This is a genomic window from Streptomyces parvulus, assembly GCF_014648855.1.
GTDB classification, from domain to species: Bacteria; Actinomycetota; Actinomycetes; order Streptomycetales; family Streptomycetaceae; genus Streptomyces; species Streptomyces parvulus.
The window spans coordinates 122,708-147,016 of the sequence record NZ_BMRX01000010.1 but is presented as its reverse complement, the minus strand read 5'-3'; the positions used below and the strand labels follow the sequence as shown (position 1 = coordinate 147,016).

Below are 24,309 nucleotides of genomic sequence, written 5' to 3'. Positions count from 1 at the left end.
CACCATGTGATGGCCGCCGGCGACGCCTCCCCGGCGCGCAGCGGCCCGAGAGGGAGTACCCAAAGGTGGTAGCACCTAAAAAGGGAAAGAACGCGAGCGCTCCGAGCAGGCCCGGACGCTCGCTGGCCCTGATCCTGATCGCCATCGTGGCGCTCACCGGCGGCATGTTCGCCTCCGGACACACGACTCCGCGTCTCGGCATCGACCTGGCCGGCGGCACCAGCATCACCCTCCGGGCGGTCCCGGAAGCGGGCCAGGAGTCCGCGATCAACAAGACCAACATGGACACCGCGGTCGACATCATGGAGCGCCGTGTCAACGGTCTGGGTGTCTCCGAGGCCGAGGTACAGACCCAGGGCGACCGGAACATCATCGTCAACATCCCCAAGGGGACGAATTCCGAGGAAGCCCGCCAGCAGGTCGGCACCACCGCCAAGCTGTACTTCCGCCCGGTCGTAGCCACCGAGCTCTCCGGTGCGAACGCGACCGGCAGCCCGTCTCCGAGCGCCACCGGCAACCCCTCGGACAAGGCCACCGACAAGGCCACGGACAAGGCCACCGACGGCCAGGACAAGGCGACCGACGAGGGCGGCGCGAGCTCCACGCCCTCCGACTCCGCCTCCGCGAGCGCCACCGGCCAGGGCCGTGCCGCCTCCGACGCCCTGAAGGCCGACCCGAGCCCGTCCGCCAAGCCCTCCGACGGCGCCTCCCCGTCCCCGAGCGGCAGCGCCGCCGGCGACGCCAAGCTCCAGCAGCAGTACGCGGCGCTGGACTGCACCAAGGCGGCCGACCGCGCCAAGGCCGGCGACGGCTCCAAGCCCGGCGACTCGATGGTGGCCTGCGGCCAGAACTCGCAGGGCCAGTGGCAGAAGTACGTCCTCGGCCCCGCCTCGGTCGACGGCACGGACATCGACAAGTCCGAGGCCGTCCTCAACACCCAGACCGGCGCCGGCTGGACCGTGACGATGAAGTTCACGGACAACGGCGGCAAGAAGTTCGCGGACATCACCGGCAAGCTGGCCAAGAACCAGTCCCCGCAGAACCAGTTCGCCATCGTCCTGGACAACGAGGTCGTCTCCGACCCGTACGTCAGCCAGGCGCTCACCGGCGGCAGCGCGGAGATCTCGGGCAACTTCGACCAGGAAGAGGCCCAGGGCCTCGCCAACATGCTGTCCTACGGCGCCCTGCCGCTGACCTTCAAGGAGGACAGCGTCACCACCGTCACCGCCGCGCTCGGCGGTGAGCAGCTCAAGGCAGGTCTGATCGCGGGCGCCATCGGCCTCGTCCTGGTCGTCCTCTACCTGCTGATCTACTACCGCGGCCTGTCGTTCATCGCCGTCACCTCGCTGCTGGTCTCCGCGGGCCTGACGTACGTGATCATGTCGCTGCTCGGCCCGACCATCGGCTTCGCGCTGAACCTGCCCGCCGTCTGCGGAGCCATCGTCGCCATCGGCATCACGGCGGACTCGTTCATCGTCTACTTCGAACGGGTCCGCGACGAGATCAGGGAGGGCCGCACGCTGCGTCCCGCCGTCGAGCGGGCCTGGCCGCGCGCCCGGCGCACCATCCTGGTCTCCGACTTCGTGTCGTTCCTCGCCGCCGCCGTGCTCTTCATCGTCACCGTCGGCAAGGTCCAGGGCTTCGCGTTCACGCTGGGTCTGACCACCCTGCTCGATGTGGTCGTGGTGTTCCTCTTCACCAAGCCGCTGCTGACGCTGATGGCCCGCCGCAAGTTCTTCGCCAGTGGCCACAAGTGGTCCGGCCTCGACCCGAAGAGCCTGGGCGCCAAGCCGCCGCTGCGCCGCAGCCGCCGCACGTCCCGTCCCGCCGGCCCCGTCGACCCGAAGGAGGCGTGAGATGGGAAAGCTCGGCAACCTCGGCGCCCGACTGCACCACGGCGAGGTCGGTTACGACTTCGTCAAGAACCGCAAGCTCTGGTACGGCATCTCGATCCTCATCACCATCACGGCCATCGTCGGCCTGGCGGTGCGCGGCCTGCACATGGGCATCGAGTTCCAGGGCGGCGCGGTCTTCACCACCCCGAAGAACATGAGCGCCTCGGTCTCCCAGGCGGAGACCTACGCGGAGGACGCCTCCGGGCACGACGCCATCGTCCAGAAGCTCGGCGACGGCAGCCTCCGCATCCAGATCGCGGGCACCGACACCGGGGCGTCGGACCAGATCAAGCAGCAGCTCGCCAAGGACCTGGACACCCCCGCCGAGAAGATCAACGCCGACCTGGTCGGCCCCAGCTGGGGTGACCAGATCGCCGACAAGGCCTGGCAGGGCCTCGGGATCTTCATGGTCCTGGTGGTGATCTACCTGGCGATCGCGTTCGAGTGGCGCATGGCACTCGCCGCGTTCGTCGCGCTGATCCACGACATCACCATCACCGTCGGCATCTACGCCCTCGTCGGCTTCGAGGTCACACCGGGCACGGTGATCGGTCTGCTGACGATCCTCGGCTACTCGCTCTACGACACGGTCGTGGTCTTCGACAGTCTCAAGGAACAGACGAGAGACATCACCAAACAGACCCGCTGGACGTACGCCGAGATCGCCAACCGCTCGATCAACAGCACCCTGGTCCGCTCTATCAACACCACGGTGGTCGCGCTGCTGCCGGTCGGCGGCCTGCTGTTCATCGGCGGCGGTGTCCTCGGCGCCGGCATGCTGAACGACATCTCGCTGTCGCTGTTCGTCGGTCTCGCCGCGGGCGCCTACTCGTCGATCTTCATCGCCACGCCGCTCGTCGCCGACCTCAAGGAGGCGGAGCCGCAGATGAAGGCCCTCAAGAAGCGCGTCCTGGCCAAGCGCGCCCAGGCCGCGGCCAAGGGCGAGCCGGTGGAGTCCGCGGACGAGGCGGAGCCCTACGCGGACGACGAGCCCGACGACGCGGCCCCCGCGGTCGTCGGCCCCCGCAACCAGCCCGCCTCCCGGGGCCGGGGCCGCGGCCGTCCCTCGGGGAAGCGCCGATGACCGGCACCACCGGCATCACGGAGCTGCTGCTCAGCCGCATCCGTGACGTGGCGGACTACCCGGAGCCGGGTGTGGTGTTCAAGGACATCACCCCGCTCCTGGCCGACCCGGCCGCCTTCGCCGCCCTCACCGACGCGCTCGCCGGGGTCGCCGCGGAGACCGGCGCCACCAAGGTCGTCGGCCTGGAGGCGCGCGGCTTCATCCTGGGCGCCCCGGTGGCGCTGCGGGCGGGCCTCGGCTTCATCCCCGTACGCAAGGCCGGCAAGCTCCCCGGAGCCACCCTCGGCCAGGCGTACGACCTGGAGTACGGCTCCGCGGAGATCGAAGTGCACGCCGAGGACCTGGACGCGGACGACCGCGTCCTGGTCGTGGACGACGTCCTCGCCACCGGCGGTACCGCCGAGGCGTCCCTGCAGCTGATCCGCCGGGCCGGCGCCCGGGTCGCCGGGCTCGCCGTCCTGATGGAGCTGGGCTTCCTCGGCGGCCGGGCCCGCCTGGAGCCGGCCCTGGCCGGGGCGCCGCTGAAGGCGCTGCTCACGGTCTGACCGGTCACGTCGCGCACCTGGGGCGGGCCCGGAGGAATCCGGCGCCCGCCCCGGGTGTTTCCCCTGCTGAAGGCCCCCACTTTGGCCTGAAGGCGATCCCCGGGGGCAGGATCGCTACCATGGGATCTCCGGAGCCTGACCGGGGGACCCGGATCGCGCACGAGGAGTCCTCTTGCCAGACGAGGCCCAGCCACTGACCGCCGCAAAGCCCGAGTCCGCCTCGGCGCCCGCGGCGAAGCCCGCGCCGAACACGCCCCAGGCGAAGAACGACACGCGTGGGCCGATCCGGCACGCCCCGTCCGCGCCGGTCGACAAGCCCGCCGAGCAGCAGCCGCGCCCCAAGCCGCTGCCCGCCGAGCGCCCGCAGAACGCGCCGGTGGTCCGCAACCCGGCGGGCCAGTCCGCCCGCTCCGGCTCCTCCAACCGCGTCCGCGCCCGCCTGGCCCGCCTCGGCGTGCAGCGCGCCAACCCGTACAACCCGGTCCTGGAGCCGCTGCTGCGGATAGTGCGCAGCAACGACCCCAAGATCGAGACGGCCACCCTGCGCCAGATCGAGCGCGCCTACCAGGTCGCCGAACGCTGGCACCGCGGGCAGAAGCGCAAGAGCGGCGACCCGTACATCACGCACCCGCTCGCCGTCACCACCATCCTCGCCGAGCTGGGCATGGACCCGGCGACGCTGATGGCGGGCCTGCTGCACGACACCGTCGAGGACACCGAGTACGGCCTGGAGGACCTGCGCCGCGACTTCGGCGACGTGGTCACCCTGCTCGTCGACGGCGTCACCAAGCTGGACAAGGTCAAGTTCGGCGAGGCCGCGCAGGCCGAGACCGTGCGCAAGATGGTCGTCGCCATGGCCAAGGACCCGCGCGTCCTGGTCATCAAGCTCGCCGACCGCCTGCACAACATGCGCACCATGCGCTACCTCAAGCGCGAGAAGCAGGAGAAGAAGGCGCGCGAGACCCTGGAGATCTACGCGCCGCTCGCCCACCGGCTGGGCATGAACACCATCAAGTGGGAGCTGGAGGACCTCGCCTTCGCGATCCTCTACCCCAAGATGTACGACGAGATCGTCCGCCTGGTGGCCGAGCGCGCCCCCAAGCGCGACGAGTACCTGGCCGTCGTCACCGACGAGGTGCAGCAGGACCTGCGCGCCGCCCGCATCAAGGCGACCGTCACCGGCCGCCCCAAGCACTACTACAGCGTCTACCAGAAGATGATCGTCCGCGGCCGCGACTTCGCGGAGATCTACGACCTGGTGGGCATCCGCGTCCTGGTGGACACCGTCCGCGACTGCTACGCGGCGCTGGGCACGGTCCACGCCCGCTGGAACCCGGTTCCGGGGCGGTTCAAGGACTACATCGCGATGCCCAAGTTCAACATGTACCAGTCGCTGCACACGACGGTCATCGGGCCCGGCGGCAAGCCGGTCGAGCTGCAGATCCGCACCTTCGACATGCACCGCCGCGCGGAGTACGGCATCGCCGCGCACTGGAAGTACAAGCAGGAGGCCGTCGCCGGCGCCTCCAAGGTGCGCACCGACGCCCCCAAGTCCGCGGGCAAGGGCAAGGACGACCACCTCAACGACATGGCGTGGCTGCGCCAGCTCCTGGACTGGCAGAAGGAGACCGAGGACCCCGGCGAGTTCCTGGAGTCCCTGCGCTTCGACCTCTCCCGCAACGAGGTCTTCGTCTTCACCCCCAAGGGCGACGTCATAGCGCTCCCGGCGAGCGCCACCCCCGTCGACTTCGCGTACGCCGTCCACACCGAGGTCGGCCACCGCACCATAGGAGCACGGGTCAACGGCCGGCTCGTCCCGCTGGAGTCCACCCTGGACAACGGCGACCTGGTGGAGGTCTTCACCTCCAAGGCGGCCGGCGCGGGCCCCTCCCGCGACTGGCTCGGCTTCGTCAAGTCCCCGCGCGCCCGCAACAAGATCCGCGCCTGGTTCTCCAAGGAGCGCCGCGACGAGGCGATCGAGCAGGGCAAGGACGCCATCGTCCGGGCCATGCGCAAGCAGAACCTGCCGATCCAGCGCATCCTGACGGGCGACTCGCTGGTCACGCTCGCCCACGAGATGCGCTACTCGGACATCTCCGCGCTGTACGCGGCGATCGGCGAGGGCCACGTCTCCGCCCAGAACATCGTGCAGAAGCTCGTGCAGGCCCTTGGCGGCGAGGAGGCCGCCACCGAGGAGATCGACGAGTCCGTCCCGCCGGCCCGCGGCCGCCGCAAGCGCCGGAGCAACGCCGACCCGGGCGTGGTCGTCAAGGGCGTGGACGACGTGTGGGTCAAGCTGGCCCGCTGCTGCACGCCCGTGCCCGGCGACCCCATCATCGGTTTCGTCACCCGCGGCAGCGGCGTCTCGGTCCACCGCAGCGACTGCGTGAACGTGGACTCCCTCTCCCGGGAGCCCGAGCGCATCCTCGAGGTCGAGTGGGCGCCCACCCAGTCCTCCGTCTTCCTGGTCGCCATCCAGGTCGAGGCCCTGGACCGCTCCCGGCTGCTCTCGGACGTCACCCGGGTGCTGTCCGACCAGCACGTCAACATCCTCTCGGCGGCCGTCCAGACCTCCCGCGACCGGGTGGCCACCTCCCGCTTCACCTTCGAGATGGGCGACCCGAAGCACCTGGGCCACGTCCTGAAGGCCGTACGCGGCGTGGAGGGCGTCTACGACGTGTACCGGGTGACTTCGGCGCGCAGGCCGTCGTAGCGGCCCGCACGACAGACGAGAGGGGCTCCCGTACGGCGCGTACGGGAGCCCCTCTCGTGTCCGTGCCCTCCGGGCGTCAGCCGCCGAACTCGTGCAGCCCCTTCAGGGCCTGGTCCAGCAGGGCCTGGCGGCCCTCCAGCTCGCGCTCCAGCTTGTCGGCCTTGGCGTTGTTGCCCTGGGCGCGCGCCTGGTCGATCTGGGCGCGCAGCTTGTCGACGGCGGCCTGGAGCTGCCCGGTCAGACCCTCGGCACGCGCGCGTGCCTCCGGGTTGGTCCGGCGCCACTCGGTCTCCTCGGCCTCCTGGAGAGCCCGCTCGACCGCGTGCATCCGCCCCTCGACCTTCGGCCGGGCGTCGCGCGGGACGTGGCCGATCGCCTCCCACCGCTCGTTGACCGAGCGGAACGCGGCACGGGCCGACTTCAGGTCGGAGACCGGGACGAGCTTCTCGGCCTCCTCGACCAGCTCCTCCTTGAGCTTCAGGTTCTCCGCCTGCTCCGCGTCCCGCTCGGCGAAGACCGAGCCGCGCGCGGCGAAGAACACGTCCTGGGCGCCGCGGAAGCGGTTCCACAGGTCGTCCTCGTGCTCGCGCTGGGCGCGGCCGGCGGCCTTCCACTCGGACATCAGGTCGCGGTAGCGCGCGGCCGTCGGTCCCCAGTCCGTCGAGTTGGACAGCGCCTCGGCCTCGGAGACCAGCCGCTCCTTGGTCTTACGGGCCTCCTCGCGCTGCGCGTCCAGCTGCGCGAAGTGCTGCTTGCGGCGCTTGGAGAACGCCGAGCGCGCGTGCGAGAAGCGGTGCCACAACTCGTCGTCGGACTTGCGGTCCAGGCGCGGCAGGCCCTTCCAGGTGTCCACCAGGGAGCGCAGCCGCTCACCGGCCACCCGCCACTGGTCGGAGCGGGCCAGCTCCTCCGCCTCGGCGACCAGCGCCTCCTTGGCGCCGCGCGCCTCGTCGGACTGCTTGGCCCGCTGGACCTTCCGCTCCTCGCGGCGCTTGTCCACCAGCTCCACGAGCTTGTCCAGCCGGGCCCGCAGCGCGTCCAGGTCGCCGACCGCGTGGTGCGCGTCCACCTGCTCGCGCAGGTGGTCGACGGCGGTCTGGGCGTCCTTCGCCGACAGGTCGGTGGTCTTCACCCGCTTTTCGAGGAGGCCGATCTCGACAACCAGGCCTTCGTACTTGCGTTCGAAATAGGCCAGCGCCTCCTCGGGGGAGCCCGCCTGCCAGGATCCGACGACCTGCTCGCCGTCGGCCGTACGCACGTACACGGTGCCCGTCTCGTCGACGCGGCCCCACGGGTCGCTGCTCACAGCGCCTCCTCCACATGATGCCGACGGAGGGATTCGCTTCCCCCGGGCATCGTCCACAGTTTCGTCACGGCCAACATAGGCGACCGGCGGGTGGCCTGTCCGCATCCCGCGCGACCGAACTTTCGCTGATGAGGGTCAGGATTCGGTGACGGTCGCCTTGTCGATCACGACGGTCGCGTTGGGCGCTCCGTCACCCGCGCCGGTGCTCTCGCCCGCGGCGGCGATCTTCTTCAGCACGGCCATGCCGTCCTCGGAGATGGTGCCGAACGGCGTGTAGCTGGGCGGCAGCGGGCTGTCCTGGTAGACGAGGAAGAACTGGCTGCCGCCGGAGTTCGGCTGCCCGGTGTTCGCCATCGCGATGGTGCCCGCCGGGTAGGTGTTCTTCTTGAGGCTCTTGTCCTTCAGGTTCTCGTCCGGGATGTTGTAGCCCGGACCGCCGTTGCCCTGCCCCGTCGGGTCGCCGCACTGCAGCACGAAGATCCCGTTGGTGGTGAGGCGGTGGCACGGGGTGTGGTCGAAGAACCCCTTGCCCGCGAGGAAGTTGAACGAGTTGACGGTGTGCGGCGCCGCCGACGTCTTCAGGTCGATCCCTATGTCGCCGCAGGTCGTCGACAGCTTCATCGCGTACTTCGCCGACTTGTCGATGGTCATCGCAGGTTCCTTCTTCCAGGTCTGCGTCTTGACCTTGCCCTCGGCGGGCTTGTCGCACGGGTCCTCGGCCTTCTTGCTGGCCGAAGGGCTCGGCGTCACCTCCGCGTTGGCGTTCGTCTTGTCGTCGTCGTCCTTGAGGACCACGCCGGTCGTGTACAGCGCGACGCTGCCGATCAGAATCACGCCGAGCACCGACGCGATCGCCGCGTTGCGGGTGCGCGCCTTGCGTCGCGCGGAGGTACGTCGCTGCTGCTGCCGCAAGAACTTCTCCCGGGCGAGCTGACGCCGCCGCTGCTCCTGGCTGACCACCGGTTTCTCTCCTCATGCGTCTTCGTGTGCCGACCGGTACGCGTGGGTGCGATGAGCCGACCGTGGGCGTGTAGCCCCGTACCGTATATGGGTTCGCTGGGGAAACGGCACCGCCGGTAGGCTCTGACCATGGGCGCGGCCCGTTCGCAAGCCCACCCGTACCGACACAAACGAAGGACGATCGTGCTCATTGCCGGGTTCCCCGCCGGGGCCTGGGGGACGAACTGTTATCTCGTCGCCCCCGCCGCCGGTGAGGAGTGCGTGATCATCGACCCGGGCCACCAGGCGGCCCCCGGAGTCGAGGAAGCGATCAGGAAGCATCGGCTCAAGCCCGTCGCCGTCGTCCTCACCCACGGCCACATCGACCATGTGGCCTCGGTCGTCCCGGTCTGCGGCGCGCACGACGTGCCCGCCTGGATCCACCCCGAGGACCGGTACATGATGAGCGACCCCGAGAAGGCCATCGGCCGCACCATCGGCATGCCGCTCATGGGCGAGCTGACCGTCGGGGAGCCGGACGACGTCAAGGAGCTGGCCGACGGCGCGAAGCTGGCCCTGGCGGGCCTGGAGCTGACCGTCGCGCACGCGCCGGGCCATACGAAGGGGTCGGTGACCTTCGGGCTGCCCGAGTCGGCGGACATCCCGCCGGTCATGTTCTCGGGCGACCTGCTGTTCGCCGGCTCCATCGGACGCACCGACTTCCCCGGTGGCTCCATGGACGACATGCTCGAGTCCCTGGCCCGCGTGGTCCTGCCGCTCGACGACGCCACCGTGGTGCTGCCCGGTCACAACGACTACACGACCATCGGCCAGGAGCGCGCCACCAACCCGTATCTGCGGCAGGTGGCGGCCGGCCACAGCGCGCCCGGCGCGCCCCGACGAGGAATGTGACGAGATACCTCCCGTGAGCACCTTCAAGGCCCCCAAGGGCACGTACGACCTGCTGCCGCCCGACTCCGCGAAGTTCCTGGCGGTCCGCGAGGCGATCGCGGCCCCGCTGCGCAACTCCGGCTACGGCTACATCGAGACGCCCGGCTTCGAGAACGTCGAGCTGTTCGCGCGCGGGGTCGGCGAGTCCACCGACATCGTGACCAAGGAGATGTACGTCTTCGAGACCAAGGGCGGCGACCGGCTCGCCCTGCGCCCGGAGACGACCGCGCCCGTGCTGCGCGCGGTCCTGGAGGCCAACCTGCACAAAGCCGGCAACCTCCCGGTCAAGGTCTGGTACTCGGGCTCGCAATACCGCTACGAGCGCCCCCAGAAGGGCCGTTACCGCCACTTCTCCCAGGTCGGTGCCGAGGCGATCGGCGCCGAGGACCCGGCCCTGGACGCCGAACTGATCATCCTGGCCGACCAGTCGTACCGCGCGCTCGGCCTGCGGAACTTCCGCATCCTGCTCAACAGCCTGGGCGACCAGGAGTGCCGCCCCGTCTACCGGACCGCGCTCCAGGACTTCCTGCGCGGCCTCGACCTGGACGAGGAGACGCTGCGCCGCGCCGAGATCAACCCGCTGCGCGTCCTGGACGACAAGCGCCCGGAGGTGCAGAAGCAGCTCACCGGTGCCCCGCTGCTGCGCGACTACCTGTGCGACGCCTGCAAGGCGTACCACGAGGAGGTGCGCGACCTGATCACGGCGGCGGGCGTCGTCTTCGAGGACGACCCGAAGCTGGTGCGCGGTTTGGACTACTACACGCGCACCACCTTCGAGTTCGTCCACGACGGCCTGGGCTCCCAGTCCGCGGTGGGCGGCGGCGGCCGCTACGACGGGCTCTCCGAGATGATCGGCGGCCCGTCCCTGCCGTCGGTCGGCTGGGCCCTCGGCGTCGACCGGACCGTCCTCGCCCTGGAGGCGGAGGGCATCGAACTGGACATTCCCTCGGCCACCTCCGTCTTCGCGGTCCCGCTCGGCGAGGAGGCCCGGCGGATCCTCTTCGCCAAGGTCACCGAGTTGCGCAAGAACGGCGTCGCCGCCGACTTCTCGTACGGCGGCAAGGGCCTCAAGGCCGCGATGAAGGCGGCCAACCGCTCCGGCGCCCGCTACGCCCTCGTCCTCGGCGAGCGCGACCTGGCCGACGGCGTCGTCCAGCTCAAGGACATGGAGTCCGGCGAGCAGACCGCGATCGGCGTCAACGAGATCGTGGCCGAGCTGGAGTCCAGGCTCGGCTAGCGCCGGTACGCCGGGTCTCCCCGGGGGCGTGCGCGTGTTCGTCCGCGCGTCCCCGAGGGGAACGGGTGTTGGCCGGAACGAGCCTCCTGGGAGTGATCGCCGGTCCGTTCATATGTTCATCGAACGGTGGCCATACAGGGTGGTGCGGCACAATGGCCCTGCCCGAAGCAGGTCCGACCCCCCAGTGACGGAATCGGCGTGATGAGCAAGACGACAGTGAAGGACGTCTCCACCGTGGCGGAGCCCGCGCCGGACCCCGCGACCGGCACACCGCGCGCCGAGGGCGGCAGCCGCGCCCTCGCCCTGCTGCTGGTGCTCACCGGCGCGGCCGGGGTGCTCGCCGCGTGGGTCATCACGCTGGACAAGTTCAAGCTGCTCGAGGCCAAGGTCGCCGGGACGACGTTCACCCCCGGGTGCAGCCTCAACCCCGTCGTCTCCTGCGGCAGCGTCATGGAGAGCGACCAGGCGGCCGTCTTCGGCTTCCCCAACCCGATGCTGGGCCTGGTGACCTACGGCATCGTCGTCGCCGTGGGCGTGAGCCTGCTCGCCGGGGCCCGCTTCCCGCGCTGGTACTGGCTCACCTTCAACGCGGGCACCCTCTTCGGCGTCGGATTCTGCACCTGGCTCCAGTTCCAGTCCCTGTACCGGATCAACGCGCTGTGCCTGTGGTGCTGCCTCGCGTGGGTCGCCACGATCCTGATGTTCTGGTACGTGACGTCCTTCAACGTCCGCAAGGGCTTCCTGCCCGCGCCGAAGTGGATGCGCGGCTTCTTCGGGGAGTTCACCTGGGTCCTGCCGGTGCTGCACATCGGCATCATCGGCATGATGATCCTCACCCGCTGGTGGGACTTCTGGACCAGCTGACCGGCCGGCTCCACCGGCCCGTCGCGATGTCGGTGCGGTGATTTAGGGTTCAGAGCGTGGAGCCCGACCTGTTCACCGCCGCAGCAGAAGAACGCCAGGAGAAGGACCCGACCGGCAGCCCCCTCGCCGTGCGGATGCGCCCGCGCACCCTCGACGAGGTCGTCGGCCAGCAGCACCTGCTCAAGCCCGGATCCCCCCTGCGCCGCCTGGTCGGCGAGGGCGGCACGGGCCCCGCCGGTCCCTCCTCCGTCATCCTCTGGGGCCCGCCGGGCACCGGGAAGACCACCCTGGCGTACGTCGTCTCCAAGGCCACCAACAAGCGCTTCGTGGAGCTGTCCGCGATCACCGCGGGCGTCAAGGAGGTCCGCGCGGTCATCGACGGCGCCCGCCGCGCCGTCGGCGGGTACGGCAAGGAGACCGTCCTCTTCCTCGACGAGATCCACCGCTTCAGCAAGGCCCAGCAGGACTCCCTGCTCCCGGCCGTCGAGAACCGCTGGGTCACCCTGATCGCCGCCACCACCGAGAACCCGTACTTCTCGGTGATCTCCCCGCTGCTCTCCCGCTCCCTGCTGCTCACCCTCGAACCGCTCACCGACGACGACGTCCGCGGCCTGCTCCGCCGGGCCCTGAGCGACGAGCGGGGCCTCGGGGACGCCGTGACCCTCCCCGAGGACACCGAGGCGCACCTGCTGCGCATCGCCGGCGGCGACGCCCGCCGCGCGCTCACCGCCCTGGAGGCCGCCGCCGGGGCCGCGCTCGACAAGGGCGAGGCCGAGGTCACCCTGGAGACGCTGGAGGAGACCGTCGACCGGGCCGCCGTCAAGTACGACCGCGACGGCGACCAGCACTACGACGTCGCCAGCGCCCTGATCAAGTCCATCCGCGGCTCCGACGTGGACGCAGCCCTGCACTACCTGGCCCGGATGATCGAGGCCGGCGAGGACCCCCGCTTCATCGCCCGGCGCCTGATGATCTCCGCCAGCGAGGACATCGGCCTCGCCGACCCCAACGCGCTGCCGGTCGCGGTGGCCGCCGCCCAGGCCGTCGCCATGATCGGCTTCCCCGAGGCCGCCCTCACCCTCAGCCACGCCACCATCGCCCTCGCTCTCGCCCCCAAGTCCAACGCCGCGACCACCGCCATCGGCGCCGCCCTGGAGGACGTGCGCAAGGGGCACGCCGGCCCCGTCCCGGCCCACCTGCGGGACAGCCACTACAAGGGCGCCGGCAAGCTGGGCCACGGCCAGGGGTACGTGTACCCGCACGACCTGCCGGAGGGCATCGCCGCCCAGCAGTACGCCCCGGACGAGCTGAGGGACCGGACGTACTACACCCCGACCCGGCACGGCGCCGAGGCCAGATACGCGGACGCCGTGGAGTGGACCCGCGGGCACCTCGGTCGCAAGCGGTCCTGAGCAGCCTGTAGAATCCCCCGGAGCGCCGAGTCCCGTGCAGTCAGAACGGGACAACCGGCCGGAACCCCCAGCGGGTTCCAGGAGCGTCGCGCACCGTCGATAGGTGTCGCGGGCAGCCCACCACCACCCGGAGTCCCGGGAGCGGCCGGTGGGCCACTCGCGTGCTGCACGTATGTGCCCAGACCAGGGAGCGGCTGCCCGGCAGGTCCCCAGCGGACCCGGCGGGTTTCCCCGGCTGCGGATTGCGACCTCCCTCAACCCTGACAAGCCGGAACCAGGAAAGAGACACAGACAGTGGCGAACCAGTCCCGCCCCAAGGTCAAGAAGTCGCGTGCCCTCGGCATCGCGCTGACCCCGAAGGCCGTCAAGTACTTCGAGGCCCGCCCCTACCCGCCGGGCGAGCACGGCCGCGGCCGCAAGCAGAACTCGGACTACAAGGTCCGTCTGCTCGAGAAGCAGCGTCTGCGCGCGCAGTACGACCTCAGCGAGCGCCAGCTCGTCCGCGCCTACGAGCGCGCCTCCAAGACCAACATGAAGACCGGCGAGGCCCTGGTCATCGAGCTCGAGCGCCGTCTCGACGCGCTGGTCCTGCGTTCGGGCATCGCCCGCACGATCTACCAGGCCCGCCAGATGGTCGTCCACGGCCACATCCAGGTCAACGGCCAGAAGGTCGACAAGCCGTCCTTCCGCGTCCGTCCGGACGACGTCGTGCAGGTGCGCGACCGCTCCAAGGAGAAGACGCTCTTCACCATCGCCCGCGAGGGTGGCTTCGCCCCCGACGGCGAGACCCCGCGCTACCTCCAGGTGAACCTCAAGGCCCTGGCGTTCCGCCTGGACCGTGAGCCGAACCGCAAGGAGATCCCGGTGATCTGCGACGAGCAGCTCGTCGTCGAGTACTACGCCCGCTGATCCCAGCCCGGCGCGGTACCACCAGCGGTACTCAGCCCGCCGTCTCCCCACCCCTGCGGGTGGGCGGGGCGGCGGGCTTCGCCGTGGGCGCACCCGGCACGGCCCGCGGAGCCGCCCCGCGCGGTGCCGGCAGCGAGACGGGCACCCCGGGCCGCCGCAGCGCCCGCGACACCGCCTCCGGCCGGCCGAGCCGCGCCCCGTGCCGTACGCACTCCTCGTACCGCTCGTCGCCCAGCTGCTCCCGGGCGGCCCGCTCGCACAGCTCGTGCGGCGCGTTGTAGTGCGCCGAGCCGAACAGCGGCAGCCCCACCGACGGCCACATCCGGCCCGCGGCGCCCTGGAGCACCGCGGCCTCCGCCGGATTCCCCTCCGCGACGGTCACCAGGGCCAGCAGCTCCACCGCCAGCACCGAGCCCAGCTGGTCCCGGAAACCGTGGGCGCCGCTCAGGCAGTCGGCCAGCAGCGCGCGGGCCCGCACCGGGTCCCCCTCGCTCCAGGCCGCGTACGCGAGCACGTACAGCGCGTAGCCCCTGGCCCAGCGCTCGCCGTGGTCCTCGCACACCCGGCGCACGTCCTCGCACAGCCGCACCGCGTCGGCCAGGTCGCCCTGGAACGCCCGGGTCATCGCCAGCTCCACCTGGCCCATCAGGACGTTGCTGTTGAGTTCGCCGATCTCCCGGTAGCGCTCCAGCGCCGACCGCAGCAGCCGTTCCGCGCGCGGCATGTCGTCCGTCACCAGCGCCAGACAGCCGGTGCGGTGCTCCGCGTACGCCACCGCCGTGGGGTTCGCCGACCGCTCGGCCTCCTCGCGGCACTCCTGGAGCGCGGCCAGCGCGGGCACCGTGTCGCCCTGCAGGATCGCCACGTAGGCCAGCACCCACAGCGCCTTGAGCCGGGACTGCTCGCCCGCCGTCGGCTCCGCGTCCAGGCGCACCGCCTGCTCCAGCCAGCGCCGCCCCTCCGAGAGGCGCCCGCAGCCCACCCAGTGGAACCACAGGGCACCGGCCAGGTACTGGCCCAGGTGCGCCGCGTCCGGCTCGGTCAGGCAGTGCTCCAGGGCGCTGCGCAGATTCGGCAGCTCCGCGTCCACGCGTGCCGCGACCTCGCCCTGGCGCGGCGAGAACCACTCCAGCTCGCACCAGGTCGCCAGGCCCACGTACCAGTCCCGGTGCCGCCGCCGCAGCCGCGCCGCGTCGCCCGTCGCCTCCAGCCACCCGGTGCCGTACGCCCGGACCGTGTCCAGCATCCGGTAGCGCACGCCCGCCGGGGTCTCCTCGCGGGCCAGCACCGACTGCGCGAGCAGCGCCGAGAGCACGTCCAGGACGTCCCCGGCGGGCAGCCCGTCGCCGCTGCACACGTACTCCGCGGCCTCCAGGTCGAACGGCCCGGCGAACACCGACAGCCGCGCCCACAGCAGGCGTTCCTGGGGCGTGCACAGCTCGTGGCTCCAGCCGATCGCCGTGCGCAGCGTCCGGTGCCGGGGCAGCGCGCTGCGGTCCCCGCCGGTCAGCAGCCGGAAGCGGTCGTCCAGCCGTTGCAGCACCTGCCCCGGCGACAGCGCGCCGAGCCGTCCGGCCGCCAGCTCGATCGCCAGCGGGATCCCGTCCAGGCGCCGGCACAGCTCGCGCACCTCGACCGGGTCCGCCGGGGCGCCGTCCTCGGCCCGGCGCGGCGTCTTCCGCTGCCCCGCCCGGACCGTCAGCAGCTCCACCGCCTCCTCGGGGCCGAGCGGTGCCAGCGGTACCAGGAGTTCCCCGGCCACGCCCAGCGGCCGGCGCCCCACCGCGAGCACCGTCAGGCCAGGGGCGCGGCCCAGCAGGTCGGTCACCAGTGCTGCACAGGCGTCGACCAGGTGCTCCACGCCGTCCAGGAGGAGCAGCAGCTCCCGCTCGGCGAGGTGCTGGAACAGGGTCTCGCGCGGCAGCCGGGTGGTGTGGTCGGTCAGGCCCAGGGCCTCCACCACCGCGTAGTCGACGAACTCCGCGTCCCGCACCGGGGCCAGCTCCACCCGCCACACCCCGTCCCGGGGCGCACGCAGCGCGCCGGCCCGCGCGGCGAGCCGTGACTTGCCCACGCCGCCCGTGCCGGTGACGGTCACCAGCCGGCCGGCGTCCAGCGCCCGGTCCAGCTCGGCCAGTTCGGTCCCCCTCCCCACGAAACTGTCGAGTTCCAGCGGGAGATTGCCGTGCGGGACGCCGTCGCGCCGATGGTCTCGCATAAGACACGGAGCGTACTGAAACGTATTCACTCCGTACAATCGCTTCGTCCAACTCGACCGGCTCGACCGGATCGCGCGGCGCGCGCACGGAATCCGGTACGGAGCCCCGCGTGCGGCGCGATAGGCTCGGTGCACGACTTTCCCGATGTTCAGGCACGTCTTTCAGGGAGCGGGTGCACACAGTGTCCGGTGGCGAGGTGGCCGGGATCCTGGTGGCGGTCTTCTGGGCGATCCTGGTCTCCTTCCTCGCCGTCGCTCTGGCGAGGCTGGCCCAGACGCTCAGGGCGACCACCAAGCTGGTGGCGGACGTGACCGACCAGGCCGTCCCGCTGCTGTCCGACGCCTCGTCGGCGGTGCGCTCGGCGCAGACCCAGATCGACCGGGTCGACGCGATCGCCTCCGACGTCCAGGAGGTCACCTCGAACGCGTCCGCGCTGTCCACCACCGTGGCCTCCACCTTCGGCGGCCCGCTGGTCAAGGTCGCCGCGTTCGGGTACGGCGTGCGCCGGGCACTCGGCGGTCGCAAGGACGACCTGCCCGCCGGGCCGGCCGGGGAGCGGCGCACCGTGATCGTGGGCCGCACGGTCCCGTCCGCGCGGCGAACGAAGCGGAAGAAGGACTGATCCAGCGATGTTCCGCCGTACCTTCTGGTTCGGCACCGGCATGGCCGCCGGTGTCTGGGCCACCACCAAGGTCAACCGGAAGCTCAAGCAGCTGACCCCCGACAGCCTCGCCGCGGCCGCCGCCAACAAGGCGCTCGACGCGGGCACCCGGCTCCGGGACCGCGCGGTCGGCTTCGCCCACGACGTCCGCGACAACATGGCCCAGCGGGAGGCCGAACTGGACGACGCGCTCGGGCTGAACGCCCCCGTCGACCGCGAACTCCCCGCACCCCGGCGCCACAACGCCATCGAGAGCAACCCGACGTACGTCGACAGGACGACGTACTCGTACAACCGGAATGAGGACCACTGATGGAGTCGGCCGAGATTCGTCGCCGCTGGTTGAGCTTCTTCGAGGAGCGCGGTCACACCGTCGTCCCTTCGGCGTCGCTCATCGCGGACGACCCGACTCTGCTGCTGGTCCCGGCCGGCATGGTGCCGTTCAAGCCCTACTTCCTGGGTGAGGTCAAGCCGCCCTTCGACCGCGCCACGAGCGTGCAGAAGTGCGTGCGCACGCCGGACATCGAAGAGGTCGGCAAGACCACCCGCCACGGCACGTTCTTCCAGATGTGCGGCAACTTCTCGTTCGGCGACTACTTCAAGGAAGGCGCCATCAAGTACGCCTGGGAGCTGCTCACCAGCGCCCAGGACAAGGGCGGTTACGGCCTCGACCCCGAGCGCCTGTGGATCACCGTGTACCAGGACGACGACGAGGCCGAGCGCATCTGGCACGACGTCGTGGGCGTGCCCACCGAGCGCATCCAGCGCCTCGGCAAGAAGGACAACTACTGGTCCATGGGCGTCCCCGGCCCCTGCGGCCCCTGCTCCGAGATCAACTACGACCGTGGCCCCGAGTTCGGCGCCGAGGGCGGTCCCGCCGTCAACGACGAGCGGTACGTGGAGATCTGGAACCTCGTCTTCATGCAGTACGAGCGGGGCGAGGGCATCGGCAAGGAGGAGTTCGAGATCCTCGGCGAGCTGCCGAGCAAGAACATCGACACGGGCCTCGGCCTGGAGCGGCTCGCCATGATTCTGCAGGGCGTGCAGAACATGTACGAGATCGACACCTCCATGGCGGTCATCGACAAGGCCACCGAACTGACCGGCGTGGCCTACGGCGACGCCCACGCCTCGGACGTCTCCCTGCGCGTGGTCACCGACCACATGCGCACCTCCGTGATGCTCATCGGCGACGGCGTCACCCCCGGCAACGAGGGCCGCGGCTACGTGCTGCGCCGCATCATGCGCCGCGCCATCCGCAACATGCGGCTGCTCGGCGCGACCGGCCCGGTGGTCAAGGACCTGATCGACGTCGTGATCGGCATGATGGGGCAGCAGTACCCCGAGCTGATCACCGACCGGGAGCGGATCGAGAAGGTCGCGCTCGCCGAGGAGAACGCCTTCCTCAAGACGCTGAAGGCCGGCACCAACATCCTCGACACCGCCGTCAGCGACACCAAGGCCGGCGGCGGCACGGTGCTCGCCGGCGACAAGGCCTTCCTGCTCCACGACACCTGGGGCTTCCCGATCGACCTCACCCTGGAGATGGCCGCCGAACAGGGCCTCTCCGTGGACGAGGACGGGTTCCGCCGCCTGATGAAGGAGCAGCGGGAGCGCGCCAAGGCCGACGCCCAGGCGAAGAAGACCGGGCACGCCGGCGCCGGCGCCTACCGGGCCATCGCCGACCAGGCCGGGGCCACCGACTTCGTCGGCTACAGCCACACCGAGAGCGAGTCCACGATCGTCGGCATCCTCGTCGACGGCGCCTCCTCCCCGGCCGCCACCGAGGGCGACGAGGTCGAGATCGTCCTGGACCGCACCCCGTTCTACGCCGAGGGCGGCGGCCAGATCGGCGACACCGGACGGATCCGCGTCGACACCGGCGCCGTGATCGAGATCCGGGACTGCCAGAAGCCGGTCCCGGGCGTGTACGTCCACAAGGGCGTTGTCCAGGTCGGCGAGGTCACCGTCGGTGCCAAGGCCCACGCCTCCATCGACGACCGGCGCCGCCACGCCATCGCCCGCGCCCACTCGGCCACCCACCTGACCCACCAGGCCCTGCGCGACGCCCTCGGCCCCACGGCCGCCCAGGCCGGTTCCGAGAACCAGCCCGGCCGCTTCCGCTTCGACTTCGGCTCGCCCTCCGCCGTCCCGACGGCCGTGATGACGGACGTCGAGCAGAAGATCAACGAGGTGCTCGCCCGCGACCTCGACGTCCAGGCCGAGGTCATGGGCATCGACGAGGCCAAGAAGCAGGGCGCCATCGCCGAGTTCGGCGAGAAGTACGGCGAGCGGGTGCGCGTCGTCACCATCGGCGACTTCTCCAAGGAGCTGTGCGGCGGCACCCACGTGCACAACACCGCCCAGCTCGGCCTGGTCAAGCTGCTCGGCGAGTCCTCCATCGGCTCGGGCGTGCGCCGCATCGAGGCCCTGGTCGGCGTGGACGCGTACAACTTCCTCGCCCGTGAGCACACGGTCGTCGCCCAGCTCCAGGAGCTGATCAAGGGCCGTCCGGAGGAGCTGCCGGAGAAGGTCTCCGCGATGCTCGGCAAGCTCAAGGACGCCGAGAAGGAGATCGAGAAGTTCCGCGCGGAGAAGGTCCTCCAGGCCGCCGCCGGACTCGCCGAGTCCGCCAAGGACGTGCGCGGCGTGGCCCTGGTCACCGGGCAGGTCCCGGACGGCACCACCGCCGACGACCTGCGCAAGCTGGTCCTCGACGTGCGCGGCCGCATCCAGGGCGGCCGGGCGGCGGTCGTGGCCCTGTTCACCACCGTCAACGGCAAGCCCCTCACCGTCATCGCCACCAACGACGCCGCCCGCGAGCGCGGCCTCAAGGCCGGCGACCTGGTGCGCACCGCGGCCAAGACCCTCGGCGGCGGCGGTGGCGGCAAGCCGGACGTCGCCCAGGGCGGCGGCCAGAACCCGGCCGCCATCGGCGACGCGGTGGACGCCGTCGAGCGACTCGTGGCGGACACCGCCAAGTGAACGGTCCCGGCATCCCCCCGGCGGGGGACGAGGCGGGCGGCCCGGCCATGCGCCGCGGCCGCCGTCTGGCCGTCGACGTCGGGGACGCCCGCATCGGGGTCGCCTCCTGCGACCCCGACGGGATCCTCGCGACCCCGGTGGAGACCGTCCCCGGGCGCGACGTCCCCGCCGCGCACCGAAGACTCCGGCTGCTGGTGGGGGAGTACGAGCCGATCGAGGTCGTCGTCGGGCTGCCGCGCTCCCTCAAGGGGGGCGAGGGCCCGGCCGCGGCCAAGGTGAGAGGCTTCGCACAGGAGCTGGCCCGGGGCATCGCGCCCGTGCCGGTCCGCCTCGTCGACGAGCGCATGACCACGGTGACGGCGAGCCAAGGACTGCGCGCCTCGGGCGTGAAGTCCAAGAAGGGCCGGTCCGTCATCGACCAGGTCGCCGCTGTGATCATCCTTCAGCAGGCACTGGAATCCGAACGGGTGTCAGGCAGGCCGCCCGGCGAGGGCGTCGAAGTGGTCATCTGATCGCGATACGGTAACGTTCCGCGCGATGCGGAGGCATTCGAACAGCCACCGCACAGCAAGAGGCGGAACGGAAGCAGGCCCTCCACGACGGGCCCCGCCCACCGTCCCCTCGCGGCTCTAGGGGATCGATGACTGACTATGGCCGGGGCCCAGGCTCCGAACCGTGGCATCCGGAGGACCCGTTGTACGGGGACGGCGGATGGGGAGGACAGCAGGCCCACGCGGACCGGCAGTCCCCCTACGGCGGCCAGCCGCAGCAGTATCCGGAGCAGCAGCACGCCCAGCAGCAGTACGGCGACTGGAGCGACGGCGCCGGCCAGTCGGCGTACGGCCCGCAGCCGCAGTACGACCAGTACGGGCACCAGCACCCCGAGCCGCAGTACGACCAGTACGGTCAGCCGCAGTACGACCAGAACCAGTACGACCAGAACCAGTACGGCCAGCAGCGGTACGACCAGGAGTACGCGCCCCAGCCGCACCCGCAGCAGGGGTACGGCAACGGCGACTGGGACACCGGCGCGCATCCCCACGCGCAGTACCCGGCCGACCCGTCCGACCCCTACGGCCGGCAGCCCCAGGGCTACCCCGCCGAACAGCCGGACTACTACGGCACCCCGGACGCCTACCCGCCACCGGAACCCCCCGGCCGTCGGCGCGAGCCCGAGCCGCGGCGCACCGACTGGGACCCCGGCCCCGACGAGGGCGAACACGCGTTCTTCGCCGGCCGGGACGGCACCGACGAGGACGGTCCCCCGGACGGCGGCCGCGACGAGCGCCGGCCCCGCGGCGGCAAGCCGAAGAAACGTCGCAGCGGATGTGCCTGCCTGGTGGTCTGCCTGGTGCTGGGCGGCGGCGTCGCGGGCGTCGGCTATTTCGGCTACCAGTTCTACCAGGACCGTTTCGGCGCGGCCCCGAACTACGCGGGCGACGGCAACGGCGAAGAGGTCACCGTCACCATCCCCAAGGGCGCCGGCGGCTCCACGATCGGCCAGGAGCTGAAGCGGCAGGGCGTGGTGAAGAGCGTCGACGCCTTCATCTCCGCCCAGCAGAGCAACCCCCGCGGCAAGAGCATCCAGGACGGCGTGTACACGCTGCAGAAGGAGATGTCGGCCGAGAGCGCGGTCGAACTCCTGCTCAGCCCGGGCAGCCGCAGCAACCTGATCATCGCCGAGGGCAAGCGCAACGTCGACGTCTACAAGCTCATCGACAAGCGCCTCGGAGTGAAGCAGGGCACCACCGCCGAGGTCGCCAAGACCGAGTCGGACAGCCTCGGCCTGCCCGACTGGGCGCTCGGCCACGACAACGTGAAGGACCCCCTGGAGGGCTTCCTCTTCCCGTCCAGCTACTCGGCGGGCAAGGGTCAGAAGCCCGAGGACGTGCTCAAGCAGATGGTGTCCCGGGCCAACGAGCAGTACGAGCGGATCGGCCTGGAGGAGAAGGCGCAGGGCCTCGGGCTCAAGAATCCGTGGGAACTGCTCACGGTCGCCAGCCTGGTCCAGGCCGAGGGCAAGACCCACGACGACTTCCGCAAGATGTCCGAGGTCATCTACAACCGGCTCAAGCCCACCAACACCGAGACGAACCAGAAGCTGCAGTTCGACTCGTCGTTCAACTACCTCAAGGGCCAGAGCAACATCAACATCAGCGAGTCCGAGATCAACAGCAACACGGACCCGTACAACACCTACACCAACAGGGGGCTGCCGCCCGGTCCCATCGGCAACCCCGGCGAAGAGGCGCTGCAGGCCGCCCTGAACCCCACGAAGGACGGCTGGATCTACTTCGTGGCCACGGACGGTCTGAGCAAGACCGAGTTCGCCAAGACGCACGACGAGTTCTTGAAGCTGAAGGAAAAGTTCGATGCCAGCTCCGGCAACTGACCGTCGCCGGGCCGCCGTTCTCGGCTCCCCGATCGCCCACTCGCTCTCCCCGGTACTGCACCGCGCCGCCTACGCCGAGCTGGGGCTGGCGGACTGGACGTACGACGGCTTCGACGTCGGCGAGGCGGCGCTGCCCGGCTTCCTCGACCGGCTGGGCGCCGAGTGGGCGGGGCTGTCGCTGACGATGCCGCTCAAGCGGGCGGTGATCCCGCTGCTCGACGGCATCGGCGAGACCGCGGCCGCGGTGGACGCGGTCAACACCGTGGTGTTCACCGAGGACGGCCGCCGGACCGGCGACAACACCGACATCCCCGGCATGATCGCCGCCCTGCGCGAGCACGGCATCGAGAAGACCGAGACCGCAGCGGTGCTCGGCGCCGGCGCCACCGCGTCCTCCGCGCTCGCCGCCCTGGCCCGGATCTGCACCGGCGAGATCGCCGTCTACGTCCGCAGCGCGGCCCGCGCCGACGAGATGCGGGGCTGGGCGGAGCGGCTCGGCGTCGCCGTGCGCATCGCGGACTGGGCGGATGCCGAGGAGGCGCTGCGCGCCCCGCTGGTCGTGGCCACCACCCCGGCCGGCACCACCGACGCCCTCGCCGCGGCCGTCCCCGAGATGCCGGCCACCCTCTTCGACGTGCTCTACGACCCCTGGCCCACCGCCCTGGCCGCCCGCTGGTCGGCGGGCGGCGGCGCGGTCGTCGGCGGCCTCGACCTGCTCGTCCACCAGGCGGTCCTCCAGGTGGAACTCATGACGGGCCGCGCCCCCGCACCCCTGGCCGCCATGCGGCAGGCGGGGGAGCGCGCGCTCGCGAACCGGTAGGAGTCGCTCCGGCCGGCGCGGTCCCGCCCGGCGTCCGCTCCCTGGACCGGCGGGCCGGACCGGGCGCCGGACGTGGGAGGATCGAAGGTGGCGGACCGGGGCCGCGCACCCGGTCGGGCCGTCGCCGTACGCGGAAGGCGCGTACGCAGGCATACCGGGGCGCGAGCACTGAGGAGCACCGTTGAGCAGGTTGCGCTGGCTGACCGCGGGGGAGTCCCACGGTCCCGCACTCGTCGCGACGCTGGAGGGACTGCCCGCCGGCGTGCCGATCACCACCGACATGGTGGCGGACCACCTGGCGCGGCGGCGGCTCGGCTACGGTCGCGGTGCCCGGATGAAGTTCGAACGCGACGAGGTCACCTTCCTCGGTGGCGTCCGGCACGGCCTGACCATGGGATCCCCGGTCGCCGTGATGGTGGGCAACACCGAGTGGCCCAAGTGGGAGCAGGTCATGGCCGCCGACCCGGTGGACCCGGAGGTGCTGGCCGGCCTGGCGCGCAACGCCCCGCTGACCCGCCCCCGCCCCGGCCACGCCGACCTCGCCGGCATGCAGAAGTACGGCTTCGACGAGGCCCGCCCGATCCTGGAGCGCGCCTCCGCGCGGGAGACGGCCGCCCGGGTGGCCCTGGGCGCGGTCGCACGCTCCTACCTCAAGGAGACGACCGGCATCGAGATCGTCAGCCACGTCGTGGAACTGGCCGGGGCGAAGGCGCCGCACGGAGTCCACCCGACGCCGGCCGACGTCGAGAAGCTGGACGCCGACCCGGTGCGCTGCCTCGACGCGGACGCCTCGAAGGCGATGGTCGCCGAGATCGACCAGGCCCACAAGGACGGCGACACCCTCGGCGGCGTCGTCGAGATCCTCGCCTACGGCGTCCCGGTCGGCCTCGGCTCACACGTCCACTGGGACCGCAAGCTCGACGCCCGCCTCGCGGGCGCGCTCATGGGCATCCAGGCGATCAAGGGCGTCGAGATCGGGGACGGCTTCGAGCTGGCCCGGGTGCCCGGCTCCCAGGCCCACGACGAGATCGTGAACACGCCCGAGGGCATCCGCCGCGTCTCCGGCCGCTCCGGCGGCACCGAGGGCGGGCTCACCACCGGCGAGCTGCTGCGGGTGCGCGCCGCCATGAAGCCCATCGCGACCGTGCCGCGCGCCCTGCAGACCGTGGACGTGACCACCGGCGAGGCCACGCAGGCCCACCACCAGCGCTCCGACGTCTCCGCCGTGCCGGCCGCCGGTATCGTCGCCGAGGCCATGGTGGCCCTCGTGCTCGCCGACGCCGTCGCGGAGAAGTTCGGCGGCGACTCGGTCGCCGAGACCCGCCGCAACGTGACCTCGTACCTCGACGCCCTGGCCATCCGGTGAGCGGGGCCCCG

19 protein-coding genes are annotated in these 24,309 nt (G+C 71.3%); 16 read left to right on the top strand and 3 right to left on the bottom strand.

Annotation, left to right across the window (positions count from 1 at the left end):
* Positions 1-65: 65 nt before the first annotated feature.
* From secD to relA, 4 genes are all read left to right on the top strand, one after another.
* The gene (gene secD / locus IE108_RS20900) at positions 66-1,856 is read left to right on the top strand and encodes a protein translocase subunit SecD (protein WP_064726926.1); all 1,791 of its coding nucleotides are present in this window, start codon (positions 66-68) and stop codon (positions 1,854-1,856) included.
* A 1-nt stretch (position 1,857) separates the two neighbouring features.
* The gene (secF, locus tag IE108_RS20895; protein WP_064726925.1) at positions 1,858-2,979 is read left to right on the top strand and encodes a protein translocase subunit SecF; all 1,122 of its coding nucleotides are present in this window, start codon (positions 1,858-1,860) and stop codon (positions 2,977-2,979) included.
* Positions 2,976-3,524 carry an adenine phosphoribosyltransferase gene (locus IE108_RS20890; RefSeq protein WP_064726924.1) on the top strand — a complete coding sequence of 183 codons (549 nt, stop codon included), beginning with the start codon at positions 2,976-2,978 and terminating at the stop codon, positions 3,522-3,524. The genes secF and IE108_RS20890 overlap by 4 nt, the downstream gene beginning before the upstream one ends.
* Positions 3,525-3,696: 172 nt before the next feature.
* Positions 3,697-6,237, top strand: coding sequence for a GTP pyrophosphokinase (gene relA, locus IE108_RS20885; protein ID WP_064726923.1), 2,541 nt, complete (start codon positions 3,697-3,699; stop codon positions 6,235-6,237).
* A gap of 76 nt (positions 6,238-6,313) precedes the next feature.
* Here the strand turns inward: relA and IE108_RS20880 are convergent, their stop codons facing one another.
* Positions 6,314-7,543: a DUF349 domain-containing protein gene (locus IE108_RS20880; protein WP_064726922.1), complete on the bottom strand. Its 1,230-nt coding sequence runs from the start codon at positions 7,541-7,543 to the stop codon at positions 6,314-6,316.
* A 135-nt stretch (positions 7,544-7,678) separates the two neighbouring features.
* Complete coding sequence (locus IE108_RS20875; protein WP_064726921.1) at positions 7,679-8,503, bottom strand: peptidylprolyl isomerase; 825 nt, start codon at positions 8,501-8,503, stop codon at positions 7,679-7,681.
* 183 nt (positions 8,504-8,686) lie between these two features.
* On the opposite strand from IE108_RS20875, the gene IE108_RS20870 reads away from it, so the two are divergent.
* The 5 genes from IE108_RS20870 (at position 8,687) to rpsD (ending at position 13,855) form a co-directional block, all read left to right on the top strand.
* Positions 8,687-9,394: an MBL fold metallo-hydrolase gene (locus tag IE108_RS20870; protein WP_064726920.1), complete on the top strand. Its 708-nt coding sequence runs from the start codon at positions 8,687-8,689 to the stop codon at positions 9,392-9,394.
* A 13-nt stretch (positions 9,395-9,407) separates the two neighbouring features.
* A complete protein-coding gene (gene hisS / locus IE108_RS20865) occupies positions 9,408-10,670 on the top strand; it encodes a histidine--tRNA ligase (RefSeq protein WP_064726919.1) in 1,263 nt (420 codons plus the stop codon).
* Between the two features lie 201 nt (positions 10,671-10,871).
* On the top strand, positions 10,872-11,534 hold the full coding sequence (locus IE108_RS20860; RefSeq protein WP_064726918.1) for a vitamin K epoxide reductase family protein: 663 nt from the start codon (positions 10,872-10,874) through the stop codon (positions 11,532-11,534).
* A gap of 56 nt (positions 11,535-11,590) precedes the next feature.
* Positions 11,591-12,946, top strand: coding sequence for a replication-associated recombination protein A (locus tag IE108_RS20855; RefSeq protein ID WP_064726917.1), 1,356 nt, complete (start codon positions 11,591-11,593; stop codon positions 12,944-12,946).
* A gap of 294 nt (positions 12,947-13,240) precedes the next feature.
* Positions 13,241-13,855 (top strand): 30S ribosomal protein S4, encoded by a 615-nt coding sequence (gene rpsD / locus IE108_RS20850; RefSeq protein WP_007447552.1) that lies wholly within the window; start codon positions 13,241-13,243, stop codon positions 13,853-13,855.
* 31 nt (positions 13,856-13,886) lie between these two features.
* Here the strand turns inward: rpsD and IE108_RS20845 are convergent, their stop codons facing one another.
* Positions 13,887-16,073 (bottom strand): ATP-binding protein, encoded by a 2,187-nt coding sequence (locus IE108_RS20845; protein ID WP_064726916.1) that lies wholly within the window; start codon positions 16,071-16,073, stop codon positions 13,887-13,889.
* A 173-nt stretch (positions 16,074-16,246) separates the two neighbouring features.
* On the opposite strand from IE108_RS20845, the gene IE108_RS20840 reads away from it, so the two are divergent.
* From IE108_RS20840 to aroC, 7 genes are all read left to right on the top strand, one after another.
* The gene (locus IE108_RS20840) at positions 16,247-16,696 is read left to right on the top strand and encodes a DUF948 domain-containing protein (protein WP_079163446.1); all 450 of its coding nucleotides are present in this window, start codon (positions 16,247-16,249) and stop codon (positions 16,694-16,696) included.
* A gap of 7 nt (positions 16,697-16,703) precedes the next feature.
* Positions 16,704-17,048 (top strand): hypothetical protein, encoded by a 345-nt coding sequence (locus tag IE108_RS20835; protein ID WP_064726914.1) that lies wholly within the window; start codon positions 16,704-16,706, stop codon positions 17,046-17,048.
* Positions 17,048-19,720, top strand: coding sequence for an alanine--tRNA ligase (gene alaS / locus IE108_RS20830; RefSeq protein ID WP_064726913.1), 2,673 nt, complete (start codon positions 17,048-17,050; stop codon positions 19,718-19,720). Before IE108_RS20835 ends, alaS begins: the two co-directional genes overlap by 1 nt.
* A 47-nt stretch (positions 19,721-19,767) precedes the next feature.
* The gene (gene ruvX / locus IE108_RS20825) at positions 19,768-20,232 is read left to right on the top strand and encodes a Holliday junction resolvase RuvX (protein WP_064731672.1); all 465 of its coding nucleotides are present in this window, start codon (positions 19,768-19,770) and stop codon (positions 20,230-20,232) included.
* 128 nt (positions 20,233-20,360) lie between these two features.
* A complete protein-coding gene (gene mltG, locus IE108_RS20820) occupies positions 20,361-22,112 on the top strand; it encodes an endolytic transglycosylase MltG (RefSeq protein ID WP_064726912.1) in 1,752 nt (583 codons plus the stop codon).
* Positions 22,093-22,932 (top strand): shikimate dehydrogenase, encoded by an 840-nt coding sequence (locus IE108_RS20815; protein ID WP_064726911.1) that lies wholly within the window; start codon positions 22,093-22,095, stop codon positions 22,930-22,932. Before mltG ends, IE108_RS20815 begins: the two co-directional genes overlap by 20 nt.
* A gap of 181 nt (positions 22,933-23,113) precedes the next feature.
* Positions 23,114-24,298, top strand: coding sequence for a chorismate synthase (aroC, locus tag IE108_RS20810; protein ID WP_064726910.1), 1,185 nt, complete (start codon positions 23,114-23,116; stop codon positions 24,296-24,298).
* Positions 24,299-24,309 lie beyond the last annotated feature (11 nt).